This is a genomic window from Enterobacter sp. KB-280D8 (genome assembly GCF_041399405.1).
Lineage (GTDB): Bacteria > Pseudomonadota > Gammaproteobacteria > Enterobacterales > Enterobacteriaceae > Enterobacter > Enterobacter cloacae_N.
This window is the reverse complement of record NZ_JBGKEC010000002.1, coordinates 51,951-64,548: the sequence shown is the minus strand read 5'-3', so window position 1 is coordinate 64,548 and position 12,598 is coordinate 51,951. Positions and strand designations below refer to the sequence as shown.

The 12,598-nt window shown below is 54.8% G+C and carries 12 protein-coding genes; 10 read left to right on the top strand and 2 right to left on the bottom strand.

All coding sequences use genetic code 11. From position 1 onward, the window contains the following. Positions 1-23: 23 nt before the first annotated feature. The gene (gene rne / locus AB8818_RS05750) at positions 24-3,131 is read right to left on the bottom strand and encodes a ribonuclease E (protein WP_192981694.1); all 3,108 of its coding nucleotides are present in this window, start codon (positions 3,129-3,131) and stop codon (positions 24-26) included. A gap of 572 nt (positions 3,132-3,703) precedes the next feature. Here rne and rluC point away from each other — a divergent pair. After that, positions 3,704-4,651, top strand: coding sequence for a 23S rRNA pseudouridine(955/2504/2580) synthase RluC (rluC, locus tag AB8818_RS05745; protein ID WP_048999989.1), 948 nt, complete (start codon positions 3,704-3,706; stop codon positions 4,649-4,651). A gap of 66 nt (positions 4,652-4,717) precedes the next feature. Here the strand turns inward: rluC and AB8818_RS05740 are convergent, their stop codons facing one another. Next, positions 4,718-5,302: a nucleoside triphosphate pyrophosphatase gene (locus AB8818_RS05740; protein ID WP_163328748.1), complete on the bottom strand. Its 585-nt coding sequence runs from the start codon at positions 5,300-5,302 to the stop codon at positions 4,718-4,720. Positions 5,303-5,462: 160 nt separating this feature from the next. Between AB8818_RS05740 and yceD the strand changes: the two genes are divergently transcribed. The 9 genes from yceD (at position 5,463) to pabC (ending at position 12,596) form a co-directional block, all read left to right on the top strand. Next, on the top strand, positions 5,463-5,984 hold the full coding sequence (yceD, locus tag AB8818_RS05735) for a 23S rRNA accumulation protein YceD (RefSeq protein WP_371199850.1): 522 nt from the start codon (positions 5,463-5,465) through the stop codon (positions 5,982-5,984). A gap of 16 nt (positions 5,985-6,000) precedes the next feature. Further along, entirely contained in the window at positions 6,001-6,174 is a 174-nt protein-coding gene (gene rpmF, locus AB8818_RS05730) for a 50S ribosomal protein L32 (RefSeq protein ID WP_003857964.1), read from the top strand. Between the two features lie 80 nt (positions 6,175-6,254). Next, on the top strand, positions 6,255-7,289 hold the full coding sequence (plsX, locus tag AB8818_RS05725) for a phosphate acyltransferase PlsX (protein ID WP_116340668.1): 1,035 nt from the start codon (positions 6,255-6,257) through the stop codon (positions 7,287-7,289). A 6-nt stretch (positions 7,290-7,295) separates the two neighbouring features. Beyond that, a complete protein-coding gene (locus tag AB8818_RS05720) occupies positions 7,296-8,249 on the top strand; it encodes a beta-ketoacyl-ACP synthase III (RefSeq protein WP_116340666.1) in 954 nt (317 codons plus the stop codon). A gap of 15 nt (positions 8,250-8,264) precedes the next feature. Then, positions 8,265-9,194: an ACP S-malonyltransferase gene (gene fabD / locus AB8818_RS05715; protein ID WP_028012717.1), complete on the top strand. Its 930-nt coding sequence runs from the start codon at positions 8,265-8,267 to the stop codon at positions 9,192-9,194. Positions 9,195-9,206: 12 nt separating this feature from the next. After that, positions 9,207-9,941, top strand: a complete 735-nt coding sequence (fabG, locus tag AB8818_RS05710) for a 3-oxoacyl-ACP reductase FabG (protein ID WP_080327518.1) — start codon at positions 9,207-9,209, stop codon at positions 9,939-9,941. 154 nt (positions 9,942-10,095) lie between these two features. Further along, positions 10,096-10,332: an acyl carrier protein gene (gene acpP, locus AB8818_RS05705; RefSeq protein WP_003857954.1), complete on the top strand. Its 237-nt coding sequence runs from the start codon at positions 10,096-10,098 to the stop codon at positions 10,330-10,332. A 91-nt stretch (positions 10,333-10,423) separates the two neighbouring features. Continuing rightward, positions 10,424-11,665, top strand: coding sequence for a beta-ketoacyl-ACP synthase II (fabF, locus tag AB8818_RS05700; RefSeq protein ID WP_045630098.1), 1,242 nt, complete (start codon positions 10,424-10,426; stop codon positions 11,663-11,665). A 121-nt stretch (positions 11,666-11,786) separates the two neighbouring features. Continuing rightward, positions 11,787-12,596 carry an aminodeoxychorismate lyase gene (pabC, locus tag AB8818_RS05695; RefSeq protein ID WP_371199849.1) on the top strand — a complete coding sequence of 270 codons (810 nt, stop codon included), beginning with the start codon at positions 11,787-11,789 and terminating at the stop codon, positions 12,594-12,596. Positions 12,597-12,598 lie beyond the last annotated feature (2 nt).

Genomic DNA, 12,598 nt, shown 5'->3' with positions numbered 1-12,598 from the left:
TCGGCTTTTTACTTTTAGTGTCGTTATTCGACAGACTGCGGACGCGTCGCCGGTGCAGTCGCCTGATGCGTTGCACTGTGGCCGCCTGCAGCGCCTTTACCGTCGAAGCTGAACGCCGGGCGAACCCAGTCGCTGTGACGCGGGGCTTCAGGCACATACTCTGGTGCCGGAGCACGCGTCATTGGCGCTGTCGCAACGTGAGCTGGCGCAGGCGCGGCAACAACCTTAACCGGCTCAGGCTTCACTTCAGGCGCTTTCACTTCTTCGACAACCGGCTCAACCTGAATCTCAACGTCCTGAACGACTTCTTCAGTGGTGGTTTCGACGAGGGTTTCAGCGGCTTCTTCTACCGCGGCTACAGGTTCAGCCTCTTCAGCGACTTCCTCAGCCACCACGACATCCTCTTCAGCGATAATCTGCGGTGCGGCATCAACCGGCGCGGCAATCACTTCAGGGTGGGTGGTTTCGACGTCCACTGCGTGTGGTTCTGCCGCTTCAACAACCTGAGGTTCAACCACGGTTGCTGCTTCGGTCACCGCGTCTTCAACCGCTGCTACAGGGGTAATCACCTCTTCGGTAACAGCCTGTTCTTCAACAGCCTGCTCAAGGCGAGCGACCGGGTAACGGATCCAGACTTTGCCGGATGCCATTTCTGGCGACGCGCACGCTACGGTCAACGGCATTGGAGACTGAGTCGGGTAACGCTCGTCACGGTAACGACGACGACGCTGGCCGCTGACGCGCAGATGACGTGGAGAACGGCGGGAGCGACGCGGCATACCTGCGTTGTCACGGTTTTCACCGTTTTCATCCTGCTCAACGTTATTGTCCACGACGGCTGGCAGGTCAACTTTTGCAACCTGAGTACCTGTTGCGGTTTCTGCCGCTTCAGCCGCCACAACTGCAGTTTCTTCTACCGGAGCCGCACCGATGCGCACTTTCTGCGCCAGCTGGCGCTGCTTACGACGTGGCATAACCTGCGTACGTTCTTCCTGCTCGCCGTCCTGCTGCTCAGCAGGCTCTTCGCGGTTCAGGTTTTTAACTTCCTGCTGCGCCTGACGCTTCTCGTCGTTACGACGACGGTTGCGTTCGCGGCGTGGCTGCTGCTCGTCGCGCTGTTTGCTCTTCTCGGACTCATCGCCCGCCTGCTGGCGAATTTCACGATCTTCAACATTCTGCTGCTGTTTCTCGCGACGGTTGCGACGGTTGTCTTCGCGCGGCTCACGGCCTTCGTTGTTGTCTGAACGGCTGTCGCGACGCTCGTTACGGTCGCTGCGGTCGTTACGATCGCGGCGGTTGTTCTGACGCTTGCGACGGTCCTGCTGACGCTCAGGTTTGGCTGCTTTTGGTTCTTCCTTCGGCTGCTCTGGCTGAACGTCTTCACCCGCAAACATCTTCTTCAGCGCGCCGAAGAAGCGGCTTAGCAGACCCGGTTGCGCCGGCTGGGCCTTCGCGGCCGCGGCTTCTGGTTTCTGCGCTGCAGGCTTGGCCGCCGGTTTTTCAAGGGCTGCTTCCGGTGGTGCTTCAGGCATGATGAAGGTCGCTAACGCTGGCTGCTCAGGCAGTTTGCGCTCTGCGGGTTCTTCATCGGAAGGCAGCGCCATCTCTTCTTCATGCAGCTTCGGCAGCAGGTAGCTGAGGGTGCTGGTCTCTTCGCCTTTACGGACACGCAGCACGTGATAGTGCGGGGTTTCCATCTGATCGTTCGGCACGATGATGCAGCGAACGCCGCCCTGACGCGCTTCAATCGCACTGACCGCTGCACGTTTTTCGTTCAGCAGGTAGGAGGCGATTGGCACAGGCACAATGGCGTGAACCTCTTTGGTATTCTCTTTCAGCGCTTCTTCTTCAATCAGACGCAGGATAGAGAGAGACAGCGATTCATTGTCACGCACGGTACCGGTGCCGGAACAGCGCGGGCAGACGTGATGGCTGGACTCACCCAGCGACGGGCTCAGACGCTGGCGGGACATCTCCAGCAGGCCAAAGCGCGAGATATGGCTAATCTGGATACGCGCGCGATCCTGACGCACCGCTTCACGCAGGCGGTTTTCAACCGCACGCTGGTGGCGAACAGGGGTCATGTCGATGAAGTCGATAACAATCAGACCGCCCAGGTCGCGCAGGCGAAGCTGGCGGGCGATTTCATCAGCGGCTTCAAGGTTGGTGTTGAAGGCCGTCTCTTCGATGTCGCCGCCGCGGGTTGCACGCGCGGAGTTGATGTCGATAGCAGTCAGCGCTTCCGTGGTATCGATGACGATAGAACCGCCGGACGGCAGGCGCACTTCACGCTGGAAGGCGGACTCGATCTGAGATTCGATCTGATAGTGGCTGAACAGCGGGATTTCACCGGTGTACAGCTTGATTTTGCTGGTGAAATCCGGACGACCCAGCGCGGCGATGTGCTGGCGAGCCAGCTCAAGCACTTTCGGGTTATCGATCAGAATCTCACCGATGTCCTGACGCAGGTAGTCACGGAAGGCACGCACGATAACGTTGCTTTCCTGGTGAATCAGGAACGGAGCAGGGCGGCTTTCAGCGGCTTTCTGGATCGCTTCCCAGTGCTTCAGACGGAAGCTCAGGTCCCACTGCAGCGCTTCGGCTGATTTGCCGACGCCTGCGGTGCGTACGATAAGTCCCATGCCGTCCGGCAGTTCGAGACTTGCCAGGGCTTCTTTCAGCTCGGTACGGTCATCACCTTCGATACGGCGAGAGATGCCACCCGCACGCGGGTTGTTTGGCATCAGCACCAGATAGCTCCCCGCCAGGCTGATAAAGGTGGTCAGTGCGGCACCTTTGTTGCCACGCTCTTCTTTATCAATCTGTACGATAACTTCCTGACCTTCACGCAGAACATCTTTGATGTTTGGGCGGCCATGGGCGTTGTAGTTTGCAGGGAAATATTCGCGAGCGATTTCTTTCAGAGGGAGGAAACCATGACGCTCAGCACCGTAATCGACAAATGCAGCTTCAAGGCTTGGTTCAATGCGGGTGATTTTACCTTTGTAAATGTTCGCTTTTTTCTGTTCGTGTCCAGGACTTTCGATATCCAGATCGTACAGGCGCTGCCCATCCACAAGGGCGACACGCAACTCTTCTTGCTGAGTTGCGTTGATTAACATTCTTTTCATCGTAACTTACTCGTTATTCTTACATTGACGACAAAGCTGCGGGCAAGGTGACGCTTTCCGGGGTATGAACCGATGGCCTCGTGTCTGTTCACGTCGCCAACCTCACGGTTGTCGCTCGCTTAAGAGGCGCAGAGTGTCGGTTGCCTGTGTTTCATACGGAAACACAGCGCAATTATCAGGGGAATTGCCTGGGTAGAACTCTCCAGAGAACAATCCTTATACCGGGAAGTACTGCAACCCGCAGCCCGCTAACTGCCTGAAAGATCAATACGTCTTACGCCATTGCTGCGTTGATGATCGGTCAGACAAAATTGGTCATTCCGTCGACATCCTTACAAAACCCGGATTTAACGCGGAAAACAGCCTCATTATTCCACTGCTCGCCAGGTTATAGCAAGATGACTTTTACCAATTATCACCCGGTTACTCACAGTTTCTTCACCTCAAGGTGGTGATTGGTTTAATAACCACCAAATCGATTGCGTGAAACAGGGCGCAGGCCGGATAAAAGTAAATATAAGCATAGAAAAATGAGTGGCGCTAATGGCTGACGATATTTAGAATCGCCAACCATGAAAACAGAGACTCCAGCCGTAAAAATGGTTGCTATCGCGGATGACTACGCGGGGCAACGTATCGATAACTTCTTGCGCACCCAACTGAAGGGCGTGCCAAAGAGTATGATTTACCGCATCCTGCGTAAGGGCGAGGTGCGGGTGAACAAAAAACGCGTGAAGCCTGAGTATAAGCTCGAAGCGGGCGATGAGGTGCGTATTCCACCGGTGCGCGTGGCAGAACGCGAAGAAGAGGTGGTTTCTCCGAAGCTGCAAAAAGTCGCGGCCCTGAGCGATGTTATCCTTTATGAGGACGATCATATTCTGGTGCTCAATAAGCCATCGGGTACCGCCGTCCACGGTGGTAGCGGACTGAGCTTCGGCGTGATTGAAGGGTTACGTGCGCTGCGTCCGGAAGCCCGTTTCCTCGAACTGGTTCACCGTCTGGACCGTGATACCTCAGGCGTGCTGCTGGTAGCGAAAAAGCGTTCTGCGCTGCGTTCCCTGCACGAGCAGCTGCGCGAGAAGGGAATGCAGAAAGATTATCTGGCGCTGGTGCGCGGTCAGTGGCAGTCCCACGTGAAGGTGGTGCAGGCGCCGCTGCTGAAGAACATTCTGCAAAGCGGCGAGCGCATTGTCCGCGTGAGCCAGGAAGGGAAACCGTCTGAGACGCGCTTTAAGGTTGAAGAGCGCTATGAGTTTGCCACGCTGGTGCGCTGCAGTCCGGTGACGGGACGTACTCACCAGATTCGCGTCCATACGCAGTTTGCGGGCCATCCGATTGCGTTTGATGACCGCTACGGCGACCGCGAATTTGATAAACAGCTGGCGGGCACGGGGCTGTCGCGTCTGTTCCTGCATGCGGCCGCGCTAAAGTTTACCCATCCTAATACCGGTGAAATTATCCGTATTGAAGCGCCGCTGGATGAGCAGTTGAAACGCTGCCTGAAGGTTCTGCGCGGCTGATTATGCCTTCCTCCCTCTCCCTGTGGGAGAGGGCCGGGGTGAGGGCATCAGGCCGCAACGTCCCAGTCATATTGTCAGCGGATTACACTCTTCACGCCTTAACATCTGGCACAAGGCAATCAGCGGCAATCCCACCAGTGTGTTCGGATCCCGACCGTCCAGTTTGTCGAACAGCGCAATCCCCAGTCCTTCACTTTTAAAGCTTCCCGCACAGTTCAGTGGATGTTCCCGGCGCACGTAATCCGTAATCTCCTGCTCGCTTAAATGGCGGAAGTGCACGTCGAACGGCTCGCATTCGGTTTGCAGATGGCCGGAGGCGGAGTTATAGAGCGCCAGGCCCGTATAAAAGGTCACGATACTGCCACGCGCGCGCAGAAGTTGCTGGCAGGCGTTCTCTTCCGTATGGGGCTTGCCGGTGATTTCGCCATCCAGCACGCAAACCTGATCGGAGCCTATAATCAGATGTGCAGGATAACGTGCGGCCAGCGATTGTGCTTTCTCCTTCGCAAGACGCGTCACCAGATGACGCGGCGACTCGCCCGGCTGCGGCGTCTCATCAACGTCCGGCGCGGCGCATTCAAACGGGATCCCGAGCTTTTCCAGCAGCATTCGACGGTAGGGGGACGTGGAAGCAAGTACGAGATTTGGCATATTTTTATCACCAGATATAGCGTATCGATGCCAGCCATTTTAAACTACAGGCCGCAATGTGTGCGAATAATTGGCAAAGTGTGCGAATAATTGGCAAAAGGCAGCTCTGGTTGCCTTTTTCTTTGACTCTATGACGTTACAAAGTTAATATGCGCGCCCTATGCAAAAGGTAAAATTACCCCTGACTCTTGATCCGGTTCGTACGGCTCAAAAACGCCTCGATTACGAAGGTATCTATACTTCCGATCAGGCCGAGCGTATTGCCGAATCTGTAGTCAGTGTGGACAGTGATGTAGAATGCTCCATGTCGTTCGCTATCGACAACCAGCGTCTCGCCGTTTTAACCGGTGATGCGAAGGTAACGGTAACGCTCGAGTGTCAGCGTTGCGGGAAACCGTTTGTACAGCATGTTCACACAACGTATTGTTTCAGTCCGGTTCGTTCTGACGAACAGGCTGAAGCACTCCCGGAAGCGTACGAGCCGATTGAGGTTAACGAATTCGGTGAAATCGATCTTCTGGCTCTGGTTGAAGATGAAATCATCCTCTCCTTGCCAGTAGTTCCGGTGCATGATTCTGAACACTGTGAAGTGTCCGAGGCGGACATGGTCTTTGGGAAACTGCCTGATGAAGCGCAAAAACCAAACCCATTTGCCGTATTAGCCAGCTTAAAGCGTAAGTAATTGAGGAGTAAGGTCCATGGCCGTACAACAGAATAAACCAACCCGTTCCAAACGTGGCATGCGTCGTTCCCATGACGCGCTGACCGCAGTTACCAGCCTGTCTGTAGACAAGACTTCTGGTGAGAAACACCTGCGTCACCACATCACCGCTGACGGTTTCTACCGCGGCCGCAAGGTTATCACTAAGTAATCACGCGTCAGCGTGATTAGGCTTAGTGAGGATTTCCCCGTGCAAACGGGGAAGTTACCGAACCAGGCTGCGACGATACCTTGACACGTCTAACCCTGGCGTTAGATGTCATGGGGGGAGATTTCGGCCCTTCCGTGACAGTGCCTGCAGCATTGCAGGCACTGAATTCTAATTCGCAACTCACACTTCTTTTAGTCGGCAATCCCGACACAATCACGCCATTACTTGCAAAAGCTGACTTTGAACAACGTTCGCGTCTGCAGATTATTCCTGCGCAGTCAGTTATTGCCAGTGATGCCCGGCCCTCGCAGGCGATTCGCAATAGCCGCGGCAGTTCTATGCGCACCGCGCTGGAACTGGTGAAAGAAGGGCGAGCGCAGGCTTGCGTCAGTGCCGGCAATACCGGCGCGCTGATGGGGCTGTCGAAATTACTGCTCAAGCCGATTGAGGGCATTGAGCGACCGGCGCTGGTGACGGTGTTACCGCATCAGCAGAAGGGAAAGACGGTGGTGCTCGATTTGGGCGCTAACGTGGATTGTGATAGTACCATGCTGGCTCAGTTCGCCGTGATGGGGTCGGTGCTGGCAGAAGACGTGGTCGGGATTAGCAATCCCCGCGTTGCGTTATTGAATATTGGTGAAGAAGAGACCAAAGGCCTGGACAGCATTCGCGAAGCTGCTGAAATGCTCAAACAGGTTCCCTCCATCAACTATATTGGATATCTCGAAGCCAATGAGTTGCTGACGGGAAAAACGGATGTTCTGGTGTGCGATGGCTTCACCGGAAACGTAACGTTGAAGACCATGGAAGGGGTCGTGCGCATGTTCCTTTCTCTGCTGAAATCTCAGGGAGAAGGCAAAAAAAGCGCCTGGTGGTTGATTTTATTGAAGCGTTGGTTACAAAAGAGCCTGACGCGGCGATTCAGTCACCTCAACCCCGACCAGTATAATGGCGCCTGTCTGTTAGGATTGCGCGGCATCGTGATTAAGAGTCATGGCGCCGCCAATCAGCGAGCATTTTCTGTCGCCATTGAACAGGCAGTGCAGGCGGTGCAGCGACAAGTCCCTCAGCGGATTGCCGCTCGCCTGGAATCTGTATTAGCTAAAAGTGACTGAGCGTACATGTATACGAAGATTTTAGGTACCGGCAGCTACCTGCCAAAACAAGTGCGTACCAACGCCGATCTGGAAAAAATGGTAGATACGTCTGACGAGTGGATTGTCACGCGCACAGGTATCCGCGAACGTCGTATCGCCGCGCCAGACGAAACCGTATCCACTATGGGTTACGAAGCCGCACAGCGCGCTATCGAAATGGCGGGTATCGATAAAGAAGAGATTGGCTTGATCGTGGTTGCCACGACGTCTGCCACGCATGCTTTCCCAAGCGCGGCGTGTCAGGTGCAAAACATGCTCGGCATTAAAGGCTGTCCGGCATTTGACGTCGCTGCCGCGTGCGCTGGCTTCACCTATGCCCTGAGCGTTGCCGATCAGTACGTGAAATCCGGTGCCGTTAAATATGCGTTGGTAATCGGTGCTGACGTGCTGGCGCGCACCTGCGATCCAACCGATCGTGGAACGATCATTATTTTCGGTGATGGTGCTGGTGCGGTGCTGCTGGGGCAGTCCGAAGAGCCGGGTATCATCTCTACGCATCTGCATGCCGATGGCAGCTATGGCGAACTGCTGACCCTGCCTAACGCCGATCGCGTTAATCCGGACAACTCGATTTACCTGACCATGGCAGGGAACGAGGTGTTCAAGGTTGCGGTGACAGAGCTTGCACACATCGTTGATGAAACGCTGGAAGCGAATAACCTTGAGCGTTCCGCGCTTGACTGGCTGGTACCGCATCAGGCGAACCTGCGTATCATCAGTGCGACCGCCAAAAAGCTGGGCATGTCGATGGATAACGTTGTGGTGACGCTGGATCGTCACGGCAACACCTCTGCAGCGTCGGTACCGTGCGCATTTGATGAAGCGGTACGCGACGGACGAATCAAACGGGGCCAGTTGGTCTTGCTTGAAGCCTTCGGTGGCGGGTTCACCTGGGGTTCCGCGCTGGTTCGTTTCTAGGATAAGGAATAAAAAATGACGCAATTTGCTTTTGTGTTCCCGGGCCAGGGTTCTCAAACCGTTGGGATGTTGTCTGAAATGGCAGCAAACTACCCGGTCATTGAAGAGACTTTTCGTGAAGCTTCTGATGCGCTGGGTTATGATCTGTGGGCACTGACCCAACAGGGGCCGGCCGAAGAGCTGAACAAAACCTGGCAGACTCAGCCAGCGCTGCTGACCGCGTCCGTTGCGCTGTGGCGAGTATGGCAGCAGCAGGGTGGTAAAGCGCCAGCGCTGCTTGCGGGTCACAGCCTGGGTGAATACTCTGCGCTGGTGTGCGCCGGTGTGATCGCGTTTGCTGACGCGGTGCGCCTGGTAGAACTGCGTGGTAAGTTCATGCAGGAAGCGGTGCCAGAGGGTACCGGCGGCATGTCTGCCATTATTGGTCTGGATGATGCCGCGATTGCAAAAGCGTGTGAAGAATCCGCTGAAGGTCAGGTGGTTTCTCCGGTTAACTTCAACTCGCCGGGCCAGGTCGTTATCGCTGGTCATAAAGAAGCGGTTGAACGTGCCGGCGCTGCCTGTAAAGCCGCTGGCGCGAAACGCGCGCTGCCTCTGCCGGTCAGCGTACCGTCTCACTGTGCGCTGATGAAGCCCGCCGCTGAGAAACTGGCGGCTGAGCTGGAAAAAATTACCTTTAACGCACCGACGATTTCCGTTGTGAACAACGTCGATGTGAAATGCGAAACCGCGCCGGAGGCTATCCGTGACGCACTGGTTCGCCAGCTCTACAGCCCTGTACAGTGGACCAAAACCGTTGAGTTTATGGCCTCTCAGGGCGTTGAGCACCTGTATGAAGTCGGCCCTGGTAAAGTCCTCACCGGTCTGACAAAACGTATTGTTGACACCCTGACTGCCTCGGCGATTAACGAGCCGGAAGCGATGTCAGCGGCACTCTCGCAATAAAAGAGGAATACCATGAGTTTTGAAGGAAAAATCGCCCTGGTGACTGGCGCAAGCCGCGGTATCGGGCGCGCAATTGCTGAAACACTGGTTGCGCGCGGCGCGAAGGTGATTGGTACAGCAACCAGCGAGAAGGGCGCTCAGGCCATAAGCGAGTATCTGGGTGCGAACGGTAAAGGTCTGGTACTGAATGTGACCGAACCTGCATCTATCGAATCTGTTCTGGAAAATATTCGCGCAGAGTTTGGCGAGGTGGATATTCTGGTCAATAATGCCGGGATCACACGCGACAACCTTCTGATGCGAATGAAAGATGATGAGTGGAACGATATTATCGAAACCAACCTGTCATCTGTATTCCGTCTGTCAAAAGCGGTAATGCGCGCTATGATGAAAAAGCGTCATGGTCGTATTATCACTGTTGGTTCTGTGGTTGGTACCATGGGAAATGCTGGTCAGGCTAACTACGCTGCGGCGAAAGCGGGTCTGATTGGTTTCAGTAAGTCGCTGGCGCGTGAAGTCGCGTCCCGCGGTATTACTGTAAACGTTGTTGCTCCGGGCTTTATTGAAACGGACATGACGCGTGCGCTGACTGATGATCAGCGTGCGGGTACGCTGGCGGCAGTTCCGGCGGGTCGTCTTGGCGACCCTAAAGAAATCGCCAGTGCGGTTGCATTTTTAGCCTCTGACGAAGCGGGTTACATCACTGGTGAGACCCTCCACGTCAACGGCGGGATGTACATGGTTTAATCACGATCGAAAATATTTGCGTTATTAGGGCAAATGGCCTCAAAATAACGTAAAATCGTGGTAAGACCTGCCGGGATTTAGTTGCAAATTTTTCAACATTTTATACACTACGAAAACCATCGCGAAAGCGAGTTTTGATAGGAAATTTAAGAGTATGAGCACTATCGAAGAACGCGTTAAGAAAATTATCGGCGAACAGCTGGGCGTTAAGCAGGAAGAAGTTGTGAACTCCGCTTCCTTCGTTGAAGACCTGGGCGCAGATTCTCTTGACACCGTTGAGCTGGTAATGGCTCTGGAAGAAGAGTTTGATACTGAGATTCCGGACGAAGAAGCTGAGAAAATCACCACCGTTCAGGCTGCCATTGATTACATCAACGGCCACCAGGCGTAAGTGAACATCTCCAGGCGGTCATTCGACCGCCTGAGTTTTATCTTTTTTAGTCCCACGAATCTCTTTTTTTATCCCTCCCTGGAGGACAAACGTGTCTAAGCGTCGTGTAGTTGTGACCGGACTTGGCATGTTGTCTCCTGTCGGCAATACCGTAGAGTCCACCTGGAAAGCTCTCCTTGCCGGTCAGAGCGGCATCAGCCTAATCGACCATTTCGATACTAGCGCCTATGCAACGAAATTTGCTGGCTTAGTAAAGGATTTTAACTGTGAAGAGATCATCTCGCGCAAAGAACAGCGCAAGATGGATGCCTTCATTCAATATGGAATTGTCGCTGGCGTTCAGGCCATGCAGGATTCTGGCCTTGAGATTACGGAAGAGAACGCAACCCGTATCGGCGCTGCTATCGGCTCCGGGATTGGCGGTCTTGGCCTGATTGAGGAAAACCATACATCACTGATGAATGGCGGACCGCGTAAGATCAGCCCGTTCTTCGTTCCGTCCACGATTGTTAACATGGTGGCAGGTCACCTGACCATTATGTTCGGCCTGCGTGGGCCAAGCATTTCTATCGCTACCGCGTGTACGTCTGGCGTGCATAACATCGGCCAGGCCGCGCGTATTATTGCGTACGGCGATGCAGATGCTATGGTTGCGGGCGGTGCTGAAAAGGCCAGTACCCCATTGGGTGTCGGTGGTTTCGGCGCGGCGCGTGCGCTCTCTACCCGTAACGATAACCCTCAGGCGGCGAGCCGTCCGTGGGATAAAGACCGCGATGGTTTCGTGCTGGGTGACGGCGCAGGTATGCTCGTGCTGGAAGAGTACGAGCATGCGAAAAAACGTGGCGCAAAAATTTATGCTGAAGTCGTTGGCTTCGGTATGAGCAGCGATGCTTACCACATGACCTCTCCTCCGGAGAACGGCGCGGGTGCTGCGCTGGCGATGGAAAACGCGATCCGTGATGCGGGTATTACCCCGGCGCAGATTGGCTACGTTAACGCGCACGGCACTTCTACGCCGGCAGGCGACAAAGCAGAAGCTCAGGCGGTTAAGTCTATCTTCGGCGAGGCTGCCAGCCGCGTAATGGTCAGCTCCACGAAATCCATGACCGGTCACCTGTTGGGTGCGGCGGGTGCAGTAGAGTCTATTTACTCTATCCTTGCGCTGCGCGATCAGGCTGTTCCGCCAACCATCAACCTGGATAACCCGGATGAAGGTTGCGATCTGGACTTCGTTCCGCACGAAGCGCGCCAGGTTAGCGGTATGGAGTACACCCTGTGTAACTCCTTCGGCTTTGGCGGCACGAATGGTTCTCTGATCTTCAAAAAGGTCTGAGCCTGACTGCCCGAAAGCTATAAAAAAAGGTCCGCTTGCCGGGCCTTTTTTATTAGGGAAAATTCCCTTGTCCGGCTTATAACATCCTGCCAGACTGAGCCTCCACGCATAAGGAGCCACCATGTTTTTAATTAATGGCCTTGAGCAAGAAACGCTGCCGGCAAGCGACAGGGCAATTCAGTTTGGCGATGGCTGTTTCACCACTGCGCGTATTCTTGACGGTGAAGTATGTCTGTCTGACGCCCACATTCGTCGTTTACAAAAAGCCTGCGAGAAATTGCTGATTCCCTTCATCCAGTGGGACATTCTCGAACGCGAGATGCGTCGGCTGGCGTCAGGCAAAACAAGCGGCGTCTTAAAAGTTATCATCAGCCGCGGCAGTGGTGGGCGAGGGTACAACGGGTCCGCCTGTCAGCATCCCACGCGTATTCTTTCTGTTTCAGCTTATCCCGCTCACTATGCGCGCTGGCGTGAGGAGGGGGTGACGCTGACGCTGAGCCCGGTACGCCTGGGGCGAAACCCGATGCTCGCCGGAATAAAACATCTTAATCGCCTTGAACAGGTACTTATTCGTACTCATCTTGAACAGACGGACGCCGATGAGGCGCTAGTTCTTGACAGCGAAGGGTTCATTACGGAATGCTGTGCGGCTAATTTATTCTGGCGGAAGGGCCGCGACGTATTCACGCCTTCGCTGGAACAGGCTGGGGTTAACGGCATCATGCGCCAGTTTTGTTTGCAACAGCTGGCACGTGCGGGCTTTTACGGTGTCGAAGTACACGCAAAGGAAGAGGTGCTGCTGACCGCCGATGAGGTCGTTATCTGCAATGCGTTGATGCCTGTTATACCCGTCCGGGCGTATGGGCAACAAAGCTGGTCTTCGCGCGAGCTGTTTACGTTTTTAGCCCCGATATGTGAGCAAATCAGATAGTC

Excerpts from the sequence above, each read along its gene's own strand:
- rne (WP_192981694.1), bottom strand. The coding sequence starts at position 3,131 with ATGAAAAGAATGTTAATCAACGCAACTCAGCAAGAAGAGTTGCGTGTC.
- rluC (WP_048999989.1), top strand. The coding sequence starts at position 3,704 with ATGAAAACAGAGACTCCAGCCGTAAAAATGGTTGCTATCGCGGATGAC.
- AB8818_RS05740 (WP_163328748.1), bottom strand. The coding sequence starts at position 5,302 with ATGCCAAATCTCGTACTTGCTTCCACGTCCCCCTACCGTCGAATGCTG.
- yceD (WP_371199850.1), top strand. The coding sequence starts at position 5,463 with ATGCAAAAGGTAAAATTACCCCTGACTCTTGATCCGGTTCGTACGGCT.
- rpmF (WP_003857964.1), top strand. The coding sequence starts at position 6,001 with ATGGCCGTACAACAGAATAAACCAACCCGTTCCAAACGTGGCATGCGT.
- AB8818_RS05720 (WP_116340666.1), top strand. The coding sequence starts at position 7,296 with ATGTATACGAAGATTTTAGGTACCGGCAGCTACCTGCCAAAACAAGTG.
- fabD (WP_028012717.1), top strand. The coding sequence starts at position 8,265 with ATGACGCAATTTGCTTTTGTGTTCCCGGGCCAGGGTTCTCAAACCGTT.
- fabG (WP_080327518.1), top strand. The coding sequence starts at position 9,207 with ATGAGTTTTGAAGGAAAAATCGCCCTGGTGACTGGCGCAAGCCGCGGT.
- acpP (WP_003857954.1), top strand. The coding sequence starts at position 10,096 with ATGAGCACTATCGAAGAACGCGTTAAGAAAATTATCGGCGAACAGCTG.
- pabC (WP_371199849.1), top strand. The coding sequence starts at position 11,787 with ATGTTTTTAATTAATGGCCTTGAGCAAGAAACGCTGCCGGCAAGCGAC.